Origin of the sequence: Pseudomonas psychrophila (assembly GCF_001043005.1) — a bacterium.
GTDB classification, from domain to species: Bacteria; Pseudomonadota; Gammaproteobacteria; order Pseudomonadales; family Pseudomonadaceae; genus Aquipseudomonas; species Aquipseudomonas psychrophila.
Genome location: NZ_JYKZ01000001.1, coordinates 1 through 22,678 on the forward strand (window position 1 = coordinate 1; position 22,678 = coordinate 22,678).

The following is a 22,678-nucleotide window of genomic DNA, read 5'->3' on the forward strand; positions in this document are numbered from 1 at the left end:
TGTGGGATCTGTACCTTTGCAGCTACCCTTTGGGCAGGCTTGAGCGCGGTGCAAAACGCGTCTCAAGCCTGTAAATGTGTAAACGATGTACCCGGTTAGATGTGTAAAGGATGTACCGGTCTCTACAGAGAGGGCAGCGTCAGACCTGCGACTGAGCGCCTTCAAACCACTTCAGCTTCTCACGCAGCAATACCACTTCGCCCACGATCACCAGCGTCGGCGCATGAACTTCATGCTCCGCTACCATTGCTGGCAAGTCAGCCAGGGTGCCCGTAAACACGCGCTGGTTGGACGTAGTGCCCTGCTGAATCAAAGCAGCCGGGGTATCTGGCGAACGACCATGCTTGATCAGTTCTTCGCAGATGATCGGCAAACCCACCAGGCCCATGTAGAACACCAGCGTCTGCGCCGGGGAGACCAGATCGCTCCAGGGCAAATTGCTGGTGCCGTCTTTCAGGTGACCCGTCACGAAACGCACAGACTGCGCGTAATCACGATGGGTCAGCGGAATACCGGCATAGGCCGCGCAACCGCTGGCCGCGGTGATGCCCGGCACGACCTGGAAAGGAATACCATGAGCGGCCAGCTCTTCGATCTCTTCACCACCACGCCCAAAGATAAACGGATCGCCACCTTTGAGCCGGACCACGCGCTTGCCTTGCTTGGCCAGGTCGACCAATTGCTGGTTGATCTGGTCTTGGGGCACGGCATGCTCGGCGCGACGCTTGCCGACATAAACGCGCTCGGCATCGCGACGGCACAGCTCAAGAATCGCCGGGGCCACCAGGCGGTCGTAGAGCACTACGTCAGCTTGCTGCATCAGTCGCAGCGCGCGGAATGTAAGCAAGTCCGGATCACCCGGCCCGGCACCTACCAGATAAACCTCACCGGTGGTGACGTGCGCCTGACCATTGATTTTTGCCAACAGTAAACGCTCGGCCTCAGCGCCCTGCCCGGCCAGTTGGCGGTCGGCAATCGGACCCTGGAAAACGTCTTCCCAGAAACCGCGACGCTGCTGCACATCCGGAAACAAGCCTTTGACCCGGGCACGAAAACGAGCCGCAAGACCCGCCAACTGACCGTAGGTCGAAGGAATCCAGGTTTCGATTTTGGCGCGAATCAAGCGGGCCAGTACCGGCGCATCGCCGCCACTGGAAATGGCGATCACCAGCGGCGAGCGGTCGACAATCGCGGGGAAGATCACGCTGCACAAGGCAGGTGCATCCACCACATTCACGGGCACACAGCGACGGTGGGCGTCAGCGGAGACTTGGGCGTTGAGTGGCTCATCGTCGGTGGCGGCAATGATCAGGACACACCCTTCAAGGTCAGTCTCGACGTAGCCGCGCAGCACCTGTTCGCCACCGCTGCTGTTTATCAACTCGCACAACTGGGGCTCTATGGCGGGTGCGACCACCCGCAGCACGGCACCGGCATCGGCCAGCAGCCGGGATTTGCGCAAGGCAATCTCCCCACCGCCGACCACCAGTACACGGCTGCCACGCAGGTTATGAAACAGCGGCAGAAACTCCATTTAGCCGATGACCTCAATGCCGCCCATGTAAGGCTTGAGCACTTCAGGCACACGGATCGAGCCGTCTGCTTGCTGGTAGTTTTCCAACACGGCTACCAGCGTACGACCTACTGCCAAACCGGAACCGTTGAGGGTGTGAACCAGTTCAGGCTTGCCGGTTTCCGGGTTACGGAAGCGCGCTTGCATGCGACGGGCCTGGAAATCACCGCAGTTGGAGCACGACGAAATTTCGCGGTACTTGTCCTGGCTCGGAATCCACACTTCCAGATCGTAGGTTTTGACGGCACTGAAGCCCATGTCGCCGGTGCATAGCGCCAGGGTGCGGTAAGGCAGCTCAAGCAGTTGCAGGACTTTCTCGGCGTTGGCGACCAGACCTTCCAGTGCGTCCATCGAGGTGGAAGGCTCAACGATCTGAACCATCTCGACCTTGTCGAACTGGTGCTGGCGAATCATGCCGCGTGTGTCACGGCCTGATGCACCGGCTTCACTGCGAAAGCACGGCGTATGTGCCACAAACTTGATCGGCAGGGCTTTGTGTTCAACGATTTCGCCTGCGACGATGTTGGTTAGCGTCACTTCAGCGGTCGGAATCAGGTAGAAATCAGCTTCGCCTTCGCGGCTGATCTTGAACAGTTCTTCTTCGAACTTCGGCAGTTGACCCGTGCCTTGCAGTGCCGGGGCCTGAACCAGATAAGGCGTGTAAGCCTCTTCATAGCCGTGCTCGCCGGTATGCAGGTTGATCATGAACTGCGCCAGTGCGCGATGCAGGCGAGCGATCGGGCCACGCAGCAAGGCAAAGCGGGCACCGGACAATTTGGCGGCGGTTTCAAAATCCAGCCAGCCGTATTGCTCGCCCAGCGCAACGTGGTCCTTGATTTCAAAATCGAACGCCTTCGGCGTGCCCCAGCGACGGATTTCGACGTTGTCGTCTTCATCAGCGCCAACCGGCACGGATTCGTGCGGCAGGTTCGGCAGGCTCAACAGGATCGAATCCAGCTCGGTCTGGATCTCGTCCAGCTCAACCTTGCCGTTGGCCAGATCGCCGCCCATGGTTTCGACACTGGCCATCAGTGGCGCGATGTCTTCACCGCGAGCCTTGGCCTGGCCAATGCTTTTGGAGATGGCATTACGCTCGGCCTGAAGCTTCTCGGTCAGGGTCTGGACTTCCTTGCGCTTGGCTTCGAGCGCGTCGATGCGTGCCACGTCCAGCGTGTAGCCACGGGATGCCAGGCGATCCGCTACGTCCTGCAGGTTGCTACGTAACAGTTTGGAATCGAGCATGTCGGTTTCTCGTTTATCAAAGTTTGGTCAGGGACAGGCCAGCCCACGTTGCGAGCAGCCCGCCGAATACGCTGAGGGCCGCATAGCCCAGTGCCAGTGGCACTTGCCCGCTTTCAAGCAGGCGCACCGTATCCAGTGAAAAGGATGAAAAAGTGGTCAAGCCACCCAGGAAACCGACCATCAGTCCGGCTCGGACTTCAATGGGTACTTCCGGGCGTATCAGAAAAAGTCCGTACAGGACGCCAATCAGCAGGCAGCCCACGATATTAACGGCCAACGTCGCGGTATAAAAGTGCCGCGGCCAATTGGCGTTGATCCAGTTACCCGTGGCAAAGCGCAGCAAAGTGCCCGCAACTCCGCCTACCGAGACCGCTACGACCAATGGTATCAAGGCTTTCTCCGCTGCTTGGGGCTGGCTCGATCGAGTGCGGCGAGGTGCTTGAGCTTTTCGCCGATTTTGAGCTCAAGGCCACGAGGGACGGGCTGGTACAGGTTCAAGGGTTCCAGCTCGTCGGGGTAATAGTCCTCGCCAGCAGCATAAGCGTCTGGCTCGTCATGGGCATAACGGTATTCGTCGCCATAGCCCAGTTGCTTCATCAGTTTGGTCGGCGCGTTGCGTAAATGCAGCGGAACTTCGAGCGAACCGTATTCAGCCGCGCTGCGCAGTGCCGCCTTGAACCCCATGTACACCGCGTTGCTTTTGGGCGCGCAGGCCAGGTAGGTAATGGCCTGGGCCACCGCCAACTCGCCTTCCGGGCTGCCGAGACGCTCTTGCACGTCCCAGGCCGACAGGCACAAGCTCAATGCTCGCGGGTCGGCATTGCCGATGTCTTCACTGGCCATGCGCACGACGCGCCGGGCGATATACAACGGGTCGCAGCCGCCGTCGATCATTCGCGCAAACCAGTACAGAGCACCATCCGGGTTGGAGCCACGCACCGACTTGTGCAACGCCGAAATCTGGTCGTAAAAGGCTTCGCCGCCCTTGTCGAAGCGCCGCTGGGTATCGCCTAGCAGGTTATGCAGCAGGTCGGTGCCGATCTCGCTGTGGTCTTCGGCCAGGTCCGAGGCGTTTTCCAGCAGGTTGAGCAAGCGGCGACCATCACCGTCAGCCGCACGCAGCAAAATCTGGAAGCCCTCATCGCTGAGGGTCAAGTCACGCTTGCCCAGGCCCTTGTCTTCTGTCAGCGCACGTTGCACCAGCTTGTGCAGGGCCGCTTCGTCGAGGCTTTTAAGCACATAGACCCGTGCCCGCGACAGCAAGGCGTTGTTCAGCTCAAAGGATGGGTTTTCGGTGGTAGCACCGATAAAGATCAGGGTGCCGTCTTCAACATAAGGCAAGAAGGCATCTTGCTGCGACTTGTTGAAGCGATGCACTTCGTCGACAAACAGGATGGTGCGCCGGCCGTACTGGCCTGCCTGCTGCTTGGCGATTTCGACAGCCTGACGGATCTCCTTGACCCCGGCCAGCACCGCCGAAACGGTTTCAAAATGCGCATCCGACACTTCTGCCAGCAGTCTCGCCAGAGTGGTTTTACCCACCCCCGGCGGCCCCCAGAAAATCATCGAATGCAGCGCGCCCTGCTCCAGCGCTTCACGCAAGGGCTTGCCGCGAGCGAGCAGGTGTTCCTGACCGACGTACTCGTCCAGATTGGCCGCACGTAAACGGGCAGCCAGTGGTTGGGCAATCGGGGCACTTCGAAACAGATCCATGGGCAGCGCTTGAAACCTCTTCCAGGGCTTATTCCTGGATGACATCAGCCCCTTTCGGGATATCGAACTTGAATTTTGACGCAGGAATCGGCTCGTTGACCTTGACCCCGGTGAACAGGATGTTGGTGCGCTGCCCCACGCTGTCGATCAACTGCATGTCGTTGATCTTGCCGCCGCGAAAGGACAGGCGCAGGGAGTCGAACAGGGTGTCCTTGGTCTTGGGCTTAAGGGTGAAGTCCATGACGTCACCGGCTTGCTTGGAGGTGATATCGAAACTTTCACTGATTTTCGAGACGTCACCCGACAGCAACAAGGCAGGAGTCTGGGTCAGGCGCTGATCGAGTTTCTTGATCGTAACCTGCTCCAGATCCGGGTCCCAAAGCGAGACTTTCTGGCCATCGGAAACCATCAGTTGCTCTTGTGGAGCATCAGTGTGCCAGTAGAACAGTCCTGGGCGCTTGACCGACATTTCACCTGCAGTTTCCTGCAATTGGGTGCCGCTGCCATCCAGTGTCAGCTGTGAAAAACGGGCAGTGATCGTATCGGACCCCAACAGCTGGCCAAGACGTTGCACACTTTGCGCATCCGCTTGGGCCGAAAGCGAAGAAAAAGCCAGTACCGGTAGCAACAGCATGCTGACAAAACGCATGGAGATCCTCATTGATTAGTTAGAAGCCGTGGGGCAGATCAATCGCGCATCGGGGCTGGCGCCAGTACTTCGCGCGAGCCATTAGTGTTCATCGAGGTCACGACCCCGGCCATTTCCATGGACTCAATCATTCGCGCAGCGCGGTTGTAACCGATCTTCAACTTGCGTTGTACCGCAGAAATAGAGGCACGACGGCTTTCGAGTACAAACTGTACCGCCTCGTCATAGAGCGCATCGGTTTCAGCGTCATCACTGCCTTCGCTGCCACCATCAAAGCCGCTGCCTGGTTCTTCGACACCGGCAAGGATGTCTTCGTTGTAGTCCGGCGAGCCTCGCAGCTTCCAGGCTTCGACCACGCGATGTACTTCTTCGTCAGAAACGAACGCGCCGTGTACCCGAATCGGCAAGCTGGTGCCGGGTGGCATATAGAGCATGTCACCGTGGCCCAACAGTTGCTCGGCACCACCCTGGTCGATGATGGTGCGCGAATCGATCTTGCTCGATACCTGGAACGCCATGCGAGTCGGAATGTTGGCCTTGATCAGGCCCGTGATCACGTCCACCGACGGGCGCTGGGTGGCGAGGATCAAGTGGATACCCGCCGCACGCGCTTTCTGGGCAATACGGGCGATCAGCTCTTCGACCTTCTTGCCGACGATCATCATCATGTCGGCAAATTCGTCGACCACCACCACGATCGTTGGCAATTTCACCAACAGCGGCGCTTCATCGTGAATGCTTTCACGCTTGTACAACGGGTCGACCAGCGGCTCGCCAGCGTCCTGGGCATCCTTGACCTTCTGGTTGAAGCCAGCGAGGTTACGCACGCCCATCTTGGCCATCAGCTTGTAACGACGCTCCATCTCGGCAACGCTCCAGCGCAGGGCGTTGGCAGCATCTTTCATGTCGGTCACAACCGGGCACAGCAGATGCGGAATGCCTTCGTAGATCGACAGTTCAAGCATCTTCGGATCGATCATGATCAATTTGGCGTCTTCAGGGCCAGACTTGAACAGGATCGACAAGATCATGGCGTTTACGCCTACGGACTTACCGGAACCGGTTGTACCGGCCACCAGCAAATGCGGCATTTTCGCCAGGTCGGTGATCACCGGCCGACCGCCGATATCGTGCCCCAAAGCCAAGGCCACCGGGGACTTGGCGTTATCGTATTCCGGAGTCGACAGCACTTCGGAGAAGCGCACAATTTGTCGGTCTTCGTTAGGGATTTCGATACCAACCGTGGTTTTGCCCGGAATAACCTCAACCACCCGCACACTGGTAACAGCCAGTGAACGCGCCAGGTCTTTGGCCAGGTTAGAAATACGGCTGACCTTTACTCCGGCAGCAGGCTGGATTTCGTAACGGGTAATCACCGGGCCCGGATGAATCGAGTCCACCGTGACCTCAACCCCGAATTCCTTGAGCTTGATTTCAAGCAAATGGCCAACGGCCGCCAGGGATTCAGGGGAGTAATTGAGTTGCTTCTTTTCGGCCGGGTCAAGAATCGAAATCGGCGGTAATGTGCCTTCAACCGCGCTGTCCACAAACAGCGGCGCCTGTTTCTCTTTCTGTACGCGCTTGCTTGGCTCAGGAGCCTTGGCCGGGGCCGGAGCAATGACCGCCGGCACGTGTTTTTCACGCTCGGACATGTGTTTGGTCAGGGCCTGCTCACGCTCGATCAGACGCTCTTTGGCCTTAGCCTGCTCACGCTTGTCGGAAACGCTTGGCGCAACCACTTCATTGACCCGGTTGTCGACTTCGCGCAGCTGGGCAACAAGTTGTTTGCGCTCGTTGCGCTCGGACCACCAGCGATTGGCGGCACCCTGGATGAGCTCAAACAGGTCCAGAGTGATTTTGCCCGTCACATCCATGACCTTGAACCATGAAAGGTCGGTAAAGACGGTCAGGCCGAACAGGAACAACGCAATCAGCAACAGAGTGCTGCCCTGGATATTCAGCGCGTTCTTGGCCAGGTCACCCAAGCTTTCGCCCAGCGCACCGCCCGCGCCTGCAGGCAGGGCCACGGCAGAGTGAAAATGAATATGGGCCAGGGCCGCGCCCGAGATCACCAGGAAAACCAGCCCGAGCAAGCGCCACGAGAACAGCCAGCCGCTCCACTGCCAGGGCTGATGCCGCTCGCGAAAGATCTGGTAGGCCTTGACTGCCAGCAGCAACGGAAAGATGTAGGCAAAATAACCCAGCACCATAAACAGGATGTCGGCACTGTAGGAGCCGGCAGGCCCACCAAAGTTCTGCACATCCACCACACGGCTGTTATGGCTCCAGCCCGGATCGTCCTTGCTGTAGGTCAACAGGGCCATGATCAGGAACAGGCACAGGGCGCCGATAGCGATCAATGCACCTTCCTTAAGCCGGTAGTGCAATTGCTGACGCCAGAGAGGAACTGCTTTGGGTGCTGCTGTGGATTTCTTCAAAACGGGTCTTTTCCTGCGCCTGTGGCGCGCCCAACTATTAATTGACTAATGTGACTGCAAAATACTGTTCATCATATTGAACAAGCGACACGCTCAAACGTGAAATGAAACCAGCCCTGTATTATTTTGCCAGTAGTTCCCTGCAGCATTGCTGGTGCAGTTTAGATCAGCTCAAACAGGCAGGCCATTGTACGGGTTTGAGCCGTTGATGCCATGCTGGCTCAAGGTGCGGTTCGATTCGTCCCGAAATTGGCCAGGAAGCGCCAATTTGAGCATGTATTACCTTTTGTGACAAAGACTTATACCACCGTCAAAACAGAGCTCGCATTTCACTGGCAGATCGACTGAGACCGCACTTGCGCGACAGAGTTGCAGCCGCCCTTCCCTTCTTCTGTAAGACTGATTGCCATGCTGACCTGGTTAAAACGCGACACCCTGACATTTCCGCCCTTGGCAAAAGCCATGCGCGAACCCAATGGGCTTTTGGCCGCAGGTGGCGACTTGTCGGCAGACCGACTGATCCAGGCCTACCGTCACGGCTGTTTTCCGTGGTTCAGCGAAGGCCAGCCGATCCTTTGGTGGTCACCCGACCCACGCACAGTGCTGTTTCCTGAAGAGCTGCACGTGTCCCGCAGCCTGGGCAAGCTGTTGCGCCAGCAGCGCTACCAAGTCAGCTTTGACCGCGACTTTGCAGCCGTTATCAAAGCCTGCGCAGCACCTCGCGATTATGCGGACGGCACATGGATTACCGACAACATGCAAAACGCCTACATCGAACTTCACGCTCGCGGCCATGCCCATTCGGTTGAGGTCTGGGATAACGGTGAGCTAGTGGGCGGGCTGTATGGCCTGGCAATGGGCCAGCTTTTTTTTGGCGAATCGATGTTCAGCCGTGCCGACAACGCGTCAAAGTTCGGTTTTGCAACACTGGTCAAACACCTCAAGGCCTGGGGCTTTGTGCTGATTGACTGCCAGATGCCGACTGATCACCTGCAGAGCCTGGGCGCACGTTCGATCCCGCGTCAGCAATTCGCCGATTATTTGCACCAGCACCTGGATCAACCCACAACTGCACAGTGGGTTTTATAGGCGACTTTTACACACTGGCTTACACTTAATTCAAAGATTTCCCGAGGGCCCATCATGACCGAGCTGGCGCGTTTGAAGTTTTATGCCACTCAACCTCACGCTTGCAGCTACTTGCCTGATGAACAGGCCACCACGCTGTTCCTCGACCCCAGTCAGCCGATGGATGTGCAGGTTTATGCCGATTTGTCCGAGATGGGTTTTCGACGCAGTGGCGACCATCTCTATCGCCCACATTGCCTGAAGTGCGATGCCTGCACCCCGGCGCGCATTCCCGTTGCCCGGTTCAAGCCCAATCGCCAGCAAAAACGCATTTTCAAGCGCAATGCCGACTTACAGGTACGGGCTGTAAAGCCTGGTTTCACCGAAGAAAATTTTGACCTTTACCAGCGCTATATCGAGCAGCGGCATGCCGATGGCGACATGTACCCACCCAGCCGTGATCAATTTTCAACGTTCCTGGTGCGCGACCTGGCGTTCTCGAAGTTTTACGAATTTCGCCTCGATGGCCGCTTGCTGGCTGTTGCCGTCACAGACGTGCTGCCCAACGGCCTGTCTGCCGTGTACACCTTCTACGACCCCGACGAAGAGCGCCGCAGCCTGGGACGTTACGGCATTATCTGGCAAATTGCAGAAGCGCAGCGTCTGGGGCTGGATGCACTGTACTTGGGGTACTGGATCAAGAACTGCAAAAAGATGAATTACAAGACCGAATACAGGCCCATTGAGCTGCTGATTAATCAGAGATGGAGCTCTCTTGATTGAACCCTTGGCTTAAACCCCATTTTTCGGGCACAATGCACGCCGCTTTTGCCTGGCGCAGTTGCACCGGGCCATTCATTGGACACCGAGGGCTTTACTGCATGTCGAAAGAAGACAGCTTCGAAATGGAAGGCACTGTCGTCGACACCCTGCCCAACACCATGTTTCGTGTGGAGTTGGAAAATGGGCACGTCGTAACCGCGCATATTTCCGGCAAGATGCGCAAGAACTACATTCGTATTCTTACCGGTGACAAAGTGCGCGTCGAGCTGACGCCCTATGACTTGAGCAAAGGGCGCATCACTTACCGCGCTCGTTAATCAAGTCAATACAAAACGCCCGGCTTTGCCGGGCGTTTTTGTTTGTCTGCGATTTGAGTCTGTACCCAGGACCTGTGGGAGCGGGCTTGCCCGCGATGCAAGCTGCGCGATATTCCAGCTTAACCGCAGTGCTGCCATCGCGAGCAAGCCCGCTCCCACAAGGTGTGTGTGTGGCCAGGCGAATATCCCGCACCCACAATTAGTGCTGCGCACTTCAAACTTCTATACCTGTAACTTCCCTGTCATATTAATGACCTGCTCGGCGGACCACTCCAATAACTTTCAAACTACCTGAACCGTTGCTGTACCGTACACACTTACCGGGCTTTAAAGTTGACGGACCACCGCCCACTGAGTAGATTGCACAGGTCGGTCATTCAGGCCGCCTATAAACTTCATAAAAGAAGCCAATGGACACAGTATCTAGTCGCTGTCCGGTCACCGTTAACACGGAGATCCGGACGCCCAACCCAGACATTGACGGGACTCGCCTGCACGGCGGGGTCAACTGCGCTAGAGCCTGACGCTCCAACGTAACGACCTCACCGGCAGCAGTCCGGTCACGAGGTGTGTTATGACCTTTAAAACCCATGTTCTACCCGGCGTTCGCGCCTTTGCCTCCAGCATGCGCGTAAAACTGTCCCGCGAGCCCACCTATGCTCGCTCGGCAAAATCCCCCTTCTCCATCCCCGTAACCGGCGTAAAACCTGCGCACCGCCAGGTGCAATGGCGCGTCAGTCCGGCCACCGGCCAACTGGAACAGCGCTGGAGCATGGCCGACTCTCAGGACCCGCAGAGTCGCTTTTTGCGCTAAGTTCCACCCCATTAAAACAGTTATTAATGAACTGGAGTTCCTTATGGAAGAAGCCAGTAGCTACCCGCTGCGCGAGTATTAATTACCTCACCGCAGCGGGAATATAAAGCGCACTAAACACTTCAACTAAACCGATTGCGAAGTTTGCGACTCGGCATATATTGGCTCGCCTCTTAAAAGGCAAATCAACATATGCCCGGTCAAGAGTTGGCGACAGGAGTACTCATCATGAGCGCCGTAAAAAACACTGAAGTTCGGGACAAGAACAACGCCAGCGACAATAACAAACTGTCCATGCGTGCCGCTCGGGAAGCCCAGAACGGTCTCTCGGCCACCCTGGCCAATGTACGCGCCACCACCGCAGGTTTGACCGAGCAGGACGCCGCCGAACGCCTGCAAAGCGATGGCTACAACGAGGTGGCCCATGACAAGCCGCCTCACGCCTTCGTTCAGTTCATGCTGGCCCTGCATAACCCGTTCATTTATGTACTTCTGACCCTGGGCGTTATCAGCTTTTTCACCGACTACTGGCTGCCGGAGCGCGATGGCGAAGAAGGTGACCTGACCAAAGTCATCATCATTGGCTTGATGGTCGGCCTCAGCAGCTTGCTGCGCTTTTGGCAAGAACACCGCTCTGCGAAGTCTGCCGAAGCACTCAAGGCCATGGTCCGCACCACCGCTACTGTTGTTCGGCGAGACAAGACCAGCGGAAAAACCTCGGTGCGCGAAGTGCCGATGCGCGAACTGGTCGCCGGCGATATCGTGCAGCTGTCAGCGGGCGACATGATCCCGGCGGACATCCGCCTGATCGAGTCCCGGGACCTGTTTATCAGCCAGGCCGTGCTCACTGGCGAAGCTTTACCCGTAGAGAAATACGACACCTTGGGGGATGTGACACAAAAGTCCGCCTCCAGCACCGCGGCTGACCAGAGCAATCTGCTGGACTTGCCCAACATTTGCTTCATGGGCACCAACGTGGTCAGCGGCACGGCCCGAGCCGTGGTGGTGGCCACCGGTCCACGCACCTACTCCGGCTCGCTGGCCAAGGCAATCGTCGGCTCTCGCACCCAAACCGCGTTCGACCGCGGGGTCAACAGCGTCAGCTGGCTGCTGATCCGCTTCATGCTGGTCATGGTGCCCATCGTGTTTTTCCTCAATGGGTTCTCAAAGGGCGATTGGGGCGATGCCTTCCTGTTTGCCCTGGCGGTGGCCGTCGGCCTGACTCCTGAAATGCTGCCCATGATTGTCAGCGCTAACCTGGCCAAGGGCGCTAACGCCATGGCCAAGCGCAAAGTGGTGGTCAAGCGTTTGAATGCGATTCAGAACTTGGGTTCGATGGATGTGCTGTGCACCGACAAGACCGGCACGCTGACCCAGGACCACATCATCCTTGAGCACCATGTCGATTCCACCGGCAAACGCGACGAGTCGGTGCTGGCCCTGGCCTGGCTCAACAGCCATCACCAGAGCGGCATACGCAACCTGATGGATCAGGCAGTGGTGCAGTTTTCCCGGCAGGACCCACAGTTCAACGAACCTCTCAACTACAGCAAGGTGGATGAGCTGCCCTTTGACTTCGTGCGTCGGCGCCTGTCGATCATCGTCAAGGACACTCGTGGCGACCACCTGATGGTGTGCAAGGGCGCCGTGGAAGAGATGCTGGGCATTGCCACCCATGTGATGGAAGGCGATACCGTCGTCTCGCTGGATGCTGCTCGCCGCGAACAATTGCTGGCCCTGGCCACCGAGTACAACGAGGATGGTTTCCGCGTGTTGCTGGTCGCCACCCGCGAAATCCCGAAAGCCCATTCGCACAAGCAATACAACACCGCAGATGAGCGCGATCTGGTGATACGTGGTTTTCTGACCTTCCTTGATCCTCCAAAGGAAACCGCTGGCCCGGCGATTGCCGCCCTTCAAGATATCGGCGTAGCGGTCAAGGTACTGACCGGCGACAACGCCGTGGTCACCAGCAAGATTTGCCGTCAGGTGGGCCTGGAGCCAGGTACCCCGCTGCTGGGCCCGCAGATAGAGACAATGGACGACACCGCGCTCCAACTGGAGGTCGAACAGCGCACGGTGTTCGCCAAGCTCACCCCACTGCAGAAATCCCGGGTGCTCAAAGCCCTACAAGCCAACGGCCACACCGTGGGCTTCCTTGGCGATGGCATCAACGACGCCCCTGCCCTGCGCGATGCCGACGTAGGCATTTCCGTGGACAGCGGCACGGATATCGCCAAAGAGTCGGCAGACATCATCCTCCTGGAAAAGAGCCTGATGGTGCTGGAAGAAGGTGTGCTAAAGGGTCGCGAGACCTTCGGTAACATCATGAAGTACCTGAACATGACTGCCAGCTCCAACTTCGGCAACGTGTTCTCAGTACTGGTGGCCAGCGCCTTCATCCCTTTTCTGCCGATGCTATCGATCCACCTGCTGCTGCAAAACCTGATGTACGACATCTCCCAGCTGGCGTTGCCCTGGGACAAGATGGACAAGGAATACCTGCAAAAGCCACGCAAGTGGGACGCCAAGAATATCGGGCGCTTCATGATCTGGATCGGGCCAACGTCGTCGATCTTCGACATCACAACGTTCGCCCTGATGTGGTACGTGTTCTCGGCCAACAGCGTGGAAATGCAGACCCTGTTCCAGTCCGGCTGGTTTATCGAAGGGTTGCTGTCACAAACCCTGGTGGTCCACATGCTGCGTACCCGCAAGATCCCGTTCTTCCAGAGCACGGCTGCATGGCCCGTCACCATGATGACCATCATTGTGATTGTGCTGGGGATCTACGTACCGTTCTCGCCGCTGGGCACCATGGTCGGCCTGGAGCCGCTGCCGCTGTCGTACTTCCCTTGGCTGGTAGGCACCCTCGTCAGCTATTGCTGCGTCGCACAGCTTATGAAAACCCTCTACATCCGTCGTTTCAAGCAGTGGTACTGACTTGAATCGCCATGGGCTGGTGCAGCACTGCGCCAGCCCATGCCTTCGTATTACGACCTCGTAAAACATGAATGTTTGTTCTGTGGAGATTCCTCATGTCGGGAACCACTCTGTTACTCAATCTCGCGGGCGCCATCGCACTTTTGCTGTGGGGCACCCATATGATTTCTACCGCCCTGCTACGTGGATTCGGTACTCAACTGCGCAACTGGATGGGGCGCAACCTCAATAACCGCTGGATGGCGCTGATCTCCGGGATTGGTATCACCGGCGTACTGCAAAGCAGTACGGCGGTCAGCTTGATGGCAACCTCGTTCACCGCCGCGGGCACCCTGAGCCTGGCACCCGCCCTGGCAGTGATGCTGGGGGCCAACATCGGCTCGACCTTAGTGGTGCAACTTCTGAGTTTCGATACCTCGCTGGCGATGCCTGTCATCTTGCTGGTGGGCTTTATCGTCTTTCGCCTGCGCGATGATTCGCGCCATGAAAGCGTGGGCTGCGCACTGATTGGCCTGGGCCTGATGCTATTGGCCCTGGGCTTGCTCAGCGCCAGCCTGGGCCACATGGAAGCAACCTCGGTGTTTCGCGCCGTAATGCAAAGTCTGGAAGGTGACGTGATCATTGCGGTGGTCGCCGCCGTGCTGCTGACCTGGATCTGCCACTCCAGCGTCGCGGTCGTGCTGCTTATCGCCTCTTTGGCAGGCGCTGGCATGATGACCCCGACCACCGCCATCGCCCTGATGCTCGGCGCCAATATCGGCGGCGCCTTGCCATCCGTGATGAGTGCCAGCTCGCCAGTAGCGCGACGCCTGCCCGTGGGCAACCTGTTGATCCGCCTGCTAGGCACCTTGGCATTGCTGCCATGCCTGCCGCTGATGGCCACCTACGTGGCCAGCACCGATATCGGTCTCGCGCAGTGGGTCGTGTACCTGCACACCGCGTTCAATCTGCTGCTGGCAGTGGTGTTTATCGGTTTGACCGAGCCTTGCGCTCGCCTGCTGACCCGCCTGTTTGCACAGCAGGAGCCGCCAGCAGACCCGGGCATGCCGCAATATCTGGACGAGGCCGGGCTGGAAGTCGCCAATATCGGGCTGTCAAATAGCGTACGGGAAGCCTTGCGTCTGGCGGACATGACATCCCTGATGCTTAACCAGGTCTTGCAGTTGTTCGAGAAGCCTGACCAGCAGACGATGGATAAGGTGCGCCAACTGGATCACTCCGTGGACCTGCTCAGTGCGGCGATCCGCGCTTATCTTGCCGACATTGGCCAGGATGGCCTGAGCGATGCCGATGCGGACCGCGCCCAGGAAGTCCTGATGTTTGTGATCAACCTGGAGCATGCCGGTGACATCCTCAACAACCTGGCGCAGCTCGCTATTCGCAGGACTCGCCGGGGTGAACGCTTCTCTTCGTTCGAGCTGATTCACATCCAGGCCATGCACCTGGCCCTGCTGGACAGCCTGAACCTGGCCATTACTGCGTTTCTACGCGAAGACGTAGCCGCGGCTGACACCCTGATCAGCCACAAGGAAACCATGCGCAAGCTGGAAGCAAGAGCCAGCCGTGAGCACTTTCGCAAGCTGCAAAATGACAAGACGGCATGGGCAGAATCAGGGGATATCTTTCAGCGTGTGCTGCGCGACTACCGTCGTGTTCATCACCATATAGCCGCCCTTGGCTACCCGGTGCTGGAGCGCAACGCCGAGCATGCGCCAAACCCGATCCTGATCTAACTCCAGACAGCAAAAAGGCGCCCGAAGGCGCCTTTTTTTACTGCGTAACTACATCAAGCCATTTCGACTGAGGTTTCATACTCGAAGGTCAACTCGCCGTTCTCCAGGTCGATGTGTACGACACCGCCATGGTCGGCCAGCTCACCAAAGAGAATCTCTTCGGCCAAAGGACGCTTGATCTTGTCCTGGATCAAACGCGCCATCGGACGTGCGCCCATCAGTGCGTCATAGCCACCCGCCGCCAACCAGCCGCGCGCCGCATCCGATACTTCAAGCTGCACATGCTTGTCTTCGAGCTGTGCTTGCAGTTCGGTAAGGAACTTGTCCACCACATGCTTGATCACTTCATGACTGAGGCGACCAAACTGAATGATGGTGTCCAGACGGTTACGGAACTCGGGAGTGAAGCTCTTCTTGATCGCTTCCATTGCATCGGAAGCATGATCCTGATGGGTAAACCCGATCGAAGCCCGAGAAGCCGTTTCAGCCCCCGCGTTGGTAGTCATGATGACGATTACATTGCGGAAATCCGCCTTGCGCCCGTTGTTATCGGTCAGCGTGCCGTGGTCCATGACCTGCAACAGCAGGTTAAAGACCTCAGGGTGGGCCTTCTCGATCTCATCGAGCAACAACACACAATGAGGCTGCTTGGTGATGGCTTCCGTCAGCAAACCACCCTGATCGAAACCAACATAGCCTGGAGGCGCACCGATCAGACGCGATACGGTGTGGCGCTCCATGTACTCGGACATGTCGAAACGGATCAGCTCGATCCCCAACGCCTTGGCCAACTGGCGCGCAGCCTCGGTTTTACCGACACCGGTTGGCCCTGCGAACAGGAACGAACCCACAGGTTTGTCGGGTGACTTGAGGCCGGCACGGGACAGCTTGATCGCGGTGGACAACGAGTCAATCGCGGCATCCTGACCGAACACGGTCAAGCGCAGGTCGCGTTCAAGGTTGCGCAACAGCTCCTTGTCGGAGACGGAGACGTGTTTAGGCGGAATACGGGCGATTTTCGCCACGATGTCTTCAACCTGAGCAACTTCAATACGCTTGACCCGGCTCTCGACCGGCTGCAGGCGCTGGTATGCACCCGCCTCGTCGATCACATCAATGGCTTTGTCGGGCATGTGCCGATCATTGATATAGCGCGAAGCCAGCTCAGCCGCTGCACGCAGGGCCTCATCGCTGTATTCGATACCGTGATGCTGCTCAAAGCGGCCTTTAAGCCCGCGCAGAATGCCAATGGTGTCTTCAACCGAAGGCTCGGACACATCGACTTTCTGGAAACGTCGCGCCAGGGCACGATCTTTCTCGAAAATTCCGCGAAATTCCTGGAACGTAGTGGAGCCAATGCAACGAATGTCGCCCGAAGACAACAGAGGTTTAAGCAGGTTGGAAGCATCCATCACGCCGCCGGAAGCCGCGCCAGCACCGATAATGGTGTGGATTTCGTCGATAAACAGAATCGCTTGCGGACGCTTTTTCAGCTCGCCGAGCAACGCCTTGAAGCGCTTCTCGAAGTCACCGCGGTATTTGGTACCCGCCAGCAACGCGCCCAGATCAAGGGAGTAGACGATGCTGTTAGCCAGCAGGTCAGGCACTTGATTGTCGACGATGCGCTTGGCCAGACCTTCGGCAATCGCGGTTTTACCCACACCGGCCTCACCGACCAGCAGGGGATTGTTTTTGCGACGACGCGCCAGGATTTGCGCAACGCGCTCAACTTCCATTTCGCGCCCTACCAGAGGATCGATACGACCCTGGCGGGCCAGCTCGTTCAGATTGCTGGCGTAGGCATCCAGTGGATTGCTTGAAGACGACGACTCGCCACCCTCTTCGTCCTGCATCTCATGATCGCTGTCAGTGTGATCGCCATGCCCCGGTACCTTGGAAATGCCGTGGGCAATAAAGTTGACCACATCAATGCGCGCCACGCTCTGCTGCTTGAGCAGGAACACAGCCTGGCTTTCCTGCTCGCTGAAGATGGCAACCAGTACATTGGCGCCCGTCACTTCACGCTTGCCGGAACTCTGCACGTGGAAGACGGCACGCTGCAAGACACGCTGAAAACCCAGGGTTGGCTGCGTTTCGCGGTCTTCGTCGTGGACAGGGATAAGGGGAGTTGTGGAGTCAATAAACTCTTGCAGGTCATGCTTGAGTTTGTCGAGGTTTGCGCCACAGGCGCGTAGAACGGTTGCGGCCGCCTCATTATCCAAAAGCGCTAAAAGGAGATGCTCAACCGTCATGAACTCATGACGTTTGGAGCGGGCTTCCTTGAAGGCAAGATTGAGGGTGACTTCGAGCTCGCGATTTAACATGGCTTCACCTCATACCCAAGTGGTCGGCGTTAACCGTCCTTCTCGATTTCACAGAGTAGCGGATGCTGGCTTTCGCGTGCGTACTGGTTTACCTGCGCTGCCTTGGTCTCGGCGATGTCGCGGGTATAGATGCCGCACACAGCCCGTCCTTCTGTATGGACGGCCAGCATGACCTTGGTCGCCAATTCGCGATTCAAGTTAAAAAACGCCTCAAGGATTTCGACAACAAAATCCATGGGAGTGTAGTCATCATTAAATAAAACCACCTTGTACATCGGTGGCGCCTGAAGCGCAGGCTTAGCCTCTTGCACAGCCAAGCCAGCGGAGTCTTCGTCATCAAAATCTGGATGATCCTGATTGAATGTTAGTCGAGTCTGGCTGATTGCATGCATGGAAAAAAAGGTTCGTCGTAGGTTGTGCAGATACAGTGATGGAGGCAAACGTGTCAAATTTCAACCGCGCCGCCGCGTGACCTTGACTATCGGTAAAACGGTGTTACAACCATTAGTGCCCACAGTGGGAAAAATGGTCCGCACAGTCAACCATAATTACTGGTTTCTGTGCGAGTGAACTGGATGATACTCCAGTGATGGAGTTGTTTGCAGCAGAGGGATATGAGTATGCAAGGCAAGGTCAAGTGGTTCAACAACGCGAAAGGCTTCGGCTTTATTAATACGCAAGCCAAGGAAGGCATCGACGAACACGGAAACACGATCGACTTTTTTGCACATTTTTCAGCAATCCAGATGGATGGTTACAAGACTCTCAAGGCCGGCCAGCCTGTGAGCTTCGAAATAACCCAGGGTCCCAAGGGCCTGCATGCTGTGGCGATCACCAACGCTGAGGCTCCCGCCCTTGCCCCGGCGGCTGCGCAAGAGATAACCAGCCTCTCGGTCTGAACGGACCGACCCGCAGCAAAAAAACCGGCCGATTCAATCACTCGAATCGGCCGGTTTTTTTATGCCCGATCCGTTTACATATGTGCGATCAGGGCATCACCGAAGCCCGATGATGAAACCAGCGTAGCGCCATCCATCAACCGCTCGAAATCGTAGGTCACGGTTTTGGCCGAAATTGCACCATTGGTCCCCTTGATGATCAAGTCGGCAGCCTCCACCCAGCCCATATGCCGCAGCATCATTTCGGCAGAAAGGATCAAGGAGCCCGGATTGACCTGATCCTTGCCCGCGTACTTGGGCGCCGTGCCGTGGGTAGCCTCGAACATGGCTATGGTGTCAGACAGGTTGGCCCCCGGCGCAATGCCAATGCCCCCCACTTCAGCGGCCAAGGCGTCGGACAGGTAGTCACCGTTAAGGTTAAGCGTCGCAATCACGTCATATTCTGCAGGGCGCAACAGGATTTGCTGAAGCATGGCGTCTGCTATGGCGTCTTTGACAATCACGTTACGCCCGGTTTTCGGATTCTTGAACTGCATCCACGGGCCACCGTCAAGCAAGGTCGCGCCAAACTCCTCAGCCGCCACTTCGTAGGCCCATTCCTTGAAGGCCCCTTCGGTGAACTTCATGATGTTGCCTTTATGCACGATGGTCAGCGATTCGCGGTCGTTATCCACCACATACTGCAGCGCCTTGCGCGCCAGGCGCTGGGTACCCTCTTTGGACACTGGCTTGACCCCAATCCCGCAATCCTGGTCGAAACGGATCTTGGTCACGCCCATTTCTTCTTTCAGGAACTTGATCACCTTGATCGCTTCGGGCGAACCGGCCTTCCATTCGATCCCGGCATAAATGTCTTCGGAATTTTCACGAAAGATCGTCATGTCGACGTCGCCAGGCTTTTTAACCGGGCTGGGCACGCCTTCAAACCAGCGCACCGGGCGCAGGCATACATACAGATCAAGCTGTTGGCGCAGGGCAACGTTGAGCGAACGAATTCCGCCACCCACCGGGGTTGTCAGCGGACCTTTGATCGAGACCACGTAATCCTTCACTGCATCCAGGGTTTCCTGAGGCAGCCAAGTGTCCTGATCATAGACCTGGGTGGCTTTCTCCCCCGCATAGACTTCCATCCAGGAAATCTTGCGCTTGCCAGCGTAGGCCTTGCTCACCGCCGCATCCACGACCTTGATCATTACCGGGCTGATATCGACACCGATGCCATCCCCTTCTATATAGGGAATGATGGGGTTATCGGGAACATTGAGAGAGTGGTCGGCGTTGACGGTGATTTTCTCACCTGCGGCTGGAACCTTGATCTTGTTGTATCCCATGCTGAACTCCATTTGTGGGTGGAACATCATGCCGGCCCCGAGCGTAACCCAGTTAAATCGACACGCAAACTTAATGTTCCGCACACACCGCTCCAGCCGCTGCCAACCGCCCTGACAACCCCGTAAACAGGGGATAAAACGCCAAAAATCAGGGCATTTTGACGCAGTGTCTTAGACCAATGGATGATTCGTGATAAGCGCCACCCCTCGCAGCAACCTTAGTGACCTATGTATACTGCGCCGGTGACCACGGAGTCACAGTGAAACACCTACTGGAATGAGTCTTTCAGGCCTAGAAAGGCTGAGCCGTTACCCCGGTTCGACCGCTTGACGCTCTACTGATGCATTCACATCACCGCGAAGAACCTCGACTTTCGGCTCATTGTTCCCCGTGAACGAAAGCGCCTACCCTGCGCATCTCGAGAATCTGAGCACGCTCAGCAAAGAAGAGAGTTAATCCGAAATGCCCAACCGTTCGAAGATCATCTATACCTTCACCGACGAAGCTCCGGCGCTCGCCACCTATTCACTGCTGCCTATCATCGAAGCCTTCACTGCGCCCGCTGATATTGCTGTTGAGACGCGTGACATCTCCCTTGCAGGCCGCATTCTCGCCAGCTTCCCCGAGCAATTGGGTGCCAAGGCCGTAGCGGACCACCTCGCCGAACTGGGCGCCCTGGCCGTTACACCTGAAGCCAACATCATCAAGCTGCCTAACATCAGCGCCTCGGTCCCGCAATTGCAGGCCGCGATCAAAGAACTGCAAGCGCAGGGCTTCGACATCCCGGACTACCCGGAAACCGTGACCACTGACGCCGACAAAGAAGTCAAAGCGCGCTACAGCAAGGTTATGGGCAGCGCCGTAAACCCGGTACTGCGCGAAGGCAACTCTGACCGCCGCGCACCGCTGTCGGTCAAGAACTACGCTCGCAAGCACCCGCACAAAATGGGCGCCTGGGCTGCAGACTCCAAGTCCCACGTTGCTCACATGAGCGAAGGCGACTTCTACGCCAGCGAAAAAGCCGCCCTGATCGAAGCGCCGGGCAGCGTTAAAATCGAACTGATCGCTCAAGACGGCACCACCACCGTCCTGAAAGAAAAAACCGCCGTTCAGGCCGGTGAGATCATCGACTGCTCCGTCATGAGCAAAAAAGCCCTGCGCCAGTTCGTAGCGGCCGAAATCGAAGACGCCAAGAAGCAAGGCGTATTGTTCTCGGTTCACTTGAAAGCCACCATGATGAAGGTCTCCGACCCGATCATGTTTGGTCAGATCGTGGCCGAGTTCTACAAGGACGCGCTGGAAAAACACGCTGACATCCTGAAAGAAATCGGTTTCAACCTGAATAACGGTATCGGCGACCTGTACGCCCGCATCAAGGCGCTGCCAGCCGAGAAGCAAGCTGAAATCGAAGCCGACATCCAGGCCGTGTACGCCAACCGCCCTGCGCTGGCCATGGTCAACTCGGACAAAGGCATCACCAACCTGCACGTGCCGAGCGACGTTATCGTCGACGCCTCGATGCCGGCCATGATTCGTGATTCCGGCAAAATGTGGAACACCGAAGGCCAACTGCAAGACACCAAAGCCGTGATCCCGGATCGCTGCTACGCCACTATCTACCAGGCGACCATCGAAGACTGCCAGAAGCACGGCGCTTTCGATCCGACCACCATGGGCAGCGTGCCAAACGTTGGCCTGATGGCGCAAAAAGCCGAAGAATATGGTTCCCACGACAAGACCTTCCAGATCAAGACCCCGGGCGTTGTGCGGGTAACTGACAGCAACGGCAACGTGCTGATGGAACAGAACGTCGAAGAAGGCGATATCTGGCGCATGTGCCAGGCCAAAGACGCTCCGATCCGCGACTGGGTCAAGCTGGCGGTCAACCGTGCCCGCGCCAGCAACACGCCAGCCGTGTTCTGGCTTGATCCAAAGCGCAGCCACGACGCTGAAATGATCAAAAAGGTAGAAACCTACCTGAAGGATCACGACACCAGCGGTCTGGACATTCGCATCATGGCCCCGGTAGACGCCATGAAGTTCACCCTGGAGCGTACCCGTGCAGGCCTGGACACCATCTCGGTGACCGGCAACGTTCTGCGCGACTACCTGACTGACCTGTTCCCGATCATGGAACTGGGCACCAGCGCCAAGATGCTCTCGATCGTTCCGCTGATGAATGGCGGCGGTCTGTTCGAAACCGGCGCAGGCGGTTCGGCTCCCAAGCACGTTCAACAGCTGCTGGAAGAGAACTTCCTGCGCTGGGACTCGCTGGGTGAATTCCTGGCACTGGCAGCTTCCCTGGAGCACCTGGGCACGACCTACAACAACCCGAAAGCGTTGGTGCTGGCCAAGACCCTGGACCAGGCTACCGGCCAGTTCCTCGACAACAACAAATCGCCATCGCGCAAAGTCGGCAACATCGACAACCGCGGTAGCCACTTCTACCTGGCGCTGTACTGGGCTCAGGCCCTAGCTGCCCAGACTGAAGACAAAGAGCTGCAAGCCCAGTTTGCTCCAGTAGCAAAAGCCATGGCCGAGAACGAGGCAAAAATTGTTGCCGAACTCAACGCCGTGCAGGGCAAGCCTGTCGACATCGGTGGCTACTACCACGCCGACGCCGACAAGCTGAGCAAAGTAATGCGCCCTAGCGCCACGCTGAACGCGATCATCGCCTCACTGGTGTAAGAGCAACAGGCAACACCACAGACCCCGGCCCACGACGCCGGGGTTTGTGTTTTATAGATGAACACAAAACCTGTGGGAGCGAGCCTGCTCGCGAAGATCGTTAAGGACAGAGTATTTAGTGGATAATCGCGGTGCTCTTGATATTTTCGCGAGCTGGCTCGC

17 protein-coding genes are annotated in these 22,678 nt (G+C 57.3%); 8 read left to right on the plus strand and 9 right to left on the minus strand.

The window, feature by feature from the left end:
- Positions 1–139: 139 nt before the first annotated feature.
- Genes cysG through ftsK form a run of 6 tightly spaced genes read right to left on the minus strand, consistent with a single transcriptional unit; the run spans position 140 to position 7,657 of the window.
- Positions 140–1,534 (minus strand): siroheme synthase CysG, encoded by a 1,395-nt coding sequence (gene cysG / locus TU76_RS00005; protein WP_019828487.1) that lies wholly within the window; start codon positions 1,532–1,534, stop codon positions 140–142.
- A complete protein-coding gene (gene serS, locus TU76_RS00010; RefSeq protein ID WP_019828488.1) occupies positions 1,535–2,815 on the minus strand; it encodes a serine--tRNA ligase in 1,281 nt (426 codons plus the stop codon).
- A 16-nt stretch (positions 2,816–2,831) separates the two neighbouring features.
- Entirely contained in the window at positions 2,832–3,206 is a 375-nt protein-coding gene (gene crcB, locus TU76_RS00015; RefSeq protein WP_019828489.1) for a fluoride efflux transporter CrcB, read from the minus strand.
- Positions 3,203–4,528 carry a replication-associated recombination protein A gene (locus tag TU76_RS00020; protein ID WP_048350824.1) on the minus strand — a complete coding sequence of 442 codons (1,326 nt, stop codon included), beginning with the start codon at positions 4,526–4,528 and terminating at the stop codon, positions 3,203–3,205. The genes crcB and TU76_RS00020 overlap by 4 nt, the downstream gene beginning before the upstream one ends.
- A 28-nt stretch (positions 4,529–4,556) precedes the next feature.
- Entirely contained in the window at positions 4,557–5,177 is a 621-nt protein-coding gene (gene lolA, locus TU76_RS00025; protein ID WP_019828492.1) for an outer membrane lipoprotein periplasmic chaperone LolA, read from the minus strand.
- A 38-nt stretch (positions 5,178–5,215) separates the two neighbouring features.
- Complete coding sequence (ftsK, locus tag TU76_RS00030) at positions 5,216–7,657, minus strand: DNA translocase FtsK (RefSeq protein WP_401014481.1); 2,442 nt, start codon at positions 7,655–7,657, stop codon at positions 5,216–5,218.
- A gap of 366 nt (positions 7,658–8,023) precedes the next feature.
- On the opposite strand from ftsK, the gene aat reads away from it, so the two are divergent.
- The 6 genes from aat (at position 8,024) to TU76_RS00060 (ending at position 15,273) form a co-directional block, all read left to right on the plus strand.
- Positions 8,024–8,704, plus strand: a complete 681-nt coding sequence (gene aat / locus TU76_RS00035) for a leucyl/phenylalanyl-tRNA--protein transferase (protein WP_019828496.1) — start codon at positions 8,024–8,026, stop codon at positions 8,702–8,704.
- Between the two features lie 54 nt (positions 8,705–8,758).
- Positions 8,759–9,466: an arginyltransferase gene (locus TU76_RS00040; RefSeq protein WP_046809211.1), complete on the plus strand. Its 708-nt coding sequence runs from the start codon at positions 8,759–8,761 to the stop codon at positions 9,464–9,466.
- 98 nt (positions 9,467–9,564) lie between these two features.
- Entirely contained in the window at positions 9,565–9,783 is a 219-nt protein-coding gene (gene infA / locus TU76_RS00045) for a translation initiation factor IF-1 (protein ID WP_002553999.1), read from the plus strand.
- Between the two features lie 574 nt (positions 9,784–10,357).
- Positions 10,358–10,597, plus strand: a complete 240-nt coding sequence (locus tag TU76_RS00050; RefSeq protein ID WP_046809210.1) for a hypothetical protein — start codon at positions 10,358–10,360, stop codon at positions 10,595–10,597.
- 228 nt (positions 10,598–10,825) lie between these two features.
- Positions 10,826–13,540, plus strand: coding sequence for a magnesium-translocating P-type ATPase (gene mgtA / locus TU76_RS00055; protein ID WP_048350825.1), 2,715 nt, complete (start codon positions 10,826–10,828; stop codon positions 13,538–13,540).
- A 95-nt stretch (positions 13,541–13,635) separates the two neighbouring features.
- Positions 13,636–15,273: a Na/Pi cotransporter family protein gene (locus TU76_RS00060; protein WP_048350826.1), complete on the plus strand. Its 1,638-nt coding sequence runs from the start codon at positions 13,636–13,638 to the stop codon at positions 15,271–15,273.
- A gap of 53 nt (positions 15,274–15,326) precedes the next feature.
- Here the strand turns inward: TU76_RS00060 and clpA are convergent, their stop codons facing one another.
- The gene (gene clpA, locus TU76_RS00065; protein WP_019828501.1) at positions 15,327–17,597 is read right to left on the minus strand and encodes an ATP-dependent Clp protease ATP-binding subunit ClpA; all 2,271 of its coding nucleotides are present in this window, start codon (positions 17,595–17,597) and stop codon (positions 15,327–15,329) included.
- 29 nt (positions 17,598–17,626) lie between these two features.
- Positions 17,627–17,989 carry an ATP-dependent Clp protease adapter ClpS gene (clpS, locus tag TU76_RS00070; protein WP_019828502.1) on the minus strand — a complete coding sequence of 121 codons (363 nt, stop codon included), beginning with the start codon at positions 17,987–17,989 and terminating at the stop codon, positions 17,627–17,629.
- 228 nt (positions 17,990–18,217) lie between these two features.
- Between clpS and TU76_RS00075 the strand changes: the two genes are divergently transcribed.
- Positions 18,218–18,496, plus strand: coding sequence for a cold shock domain-containing protein (locus TU76_RS00075; RefSeq protein WP_019828503.1), 279 nt, complete (start codon positions 18,218–18,220; stop codon positions 18,494–18,496).
- A 74-nt stretch (positions 18,497–18,570) separates the two neighbouring features.
- Here the strand turns inward: TU76_RS00075 and icd are convergent, their stop codons facing one another.
- Positions 18,571–19,827, minus strand: a complete 1,257-nt coding sequence (icd, locus tag TU76_RS00080; RefSeq protein WP_046809248.1) for an NADP-dependent isocitrate dehydrogenase — start codon at positions 19,825–19,827, stop codon at positions 18,571–18,573.
- A gap of 463 nt (positions 19,828–20,290) precedes the next feature.
- On the opposite strand from icd, the gene TU76_RS00085 reads away from it, so the two are divergent.
- Entirely contained in the window at positions 20,291–22,516 is a 2,226-nt protein-coding gene (locus TU76_RS00085; RefSeq protein ID WP_019828505.1) for an NADP-dependent isocitrate dehydrogenase, read from the plus strand.
- Positions 22,517–22,678 lie beyond the last annotated feature (162 nt).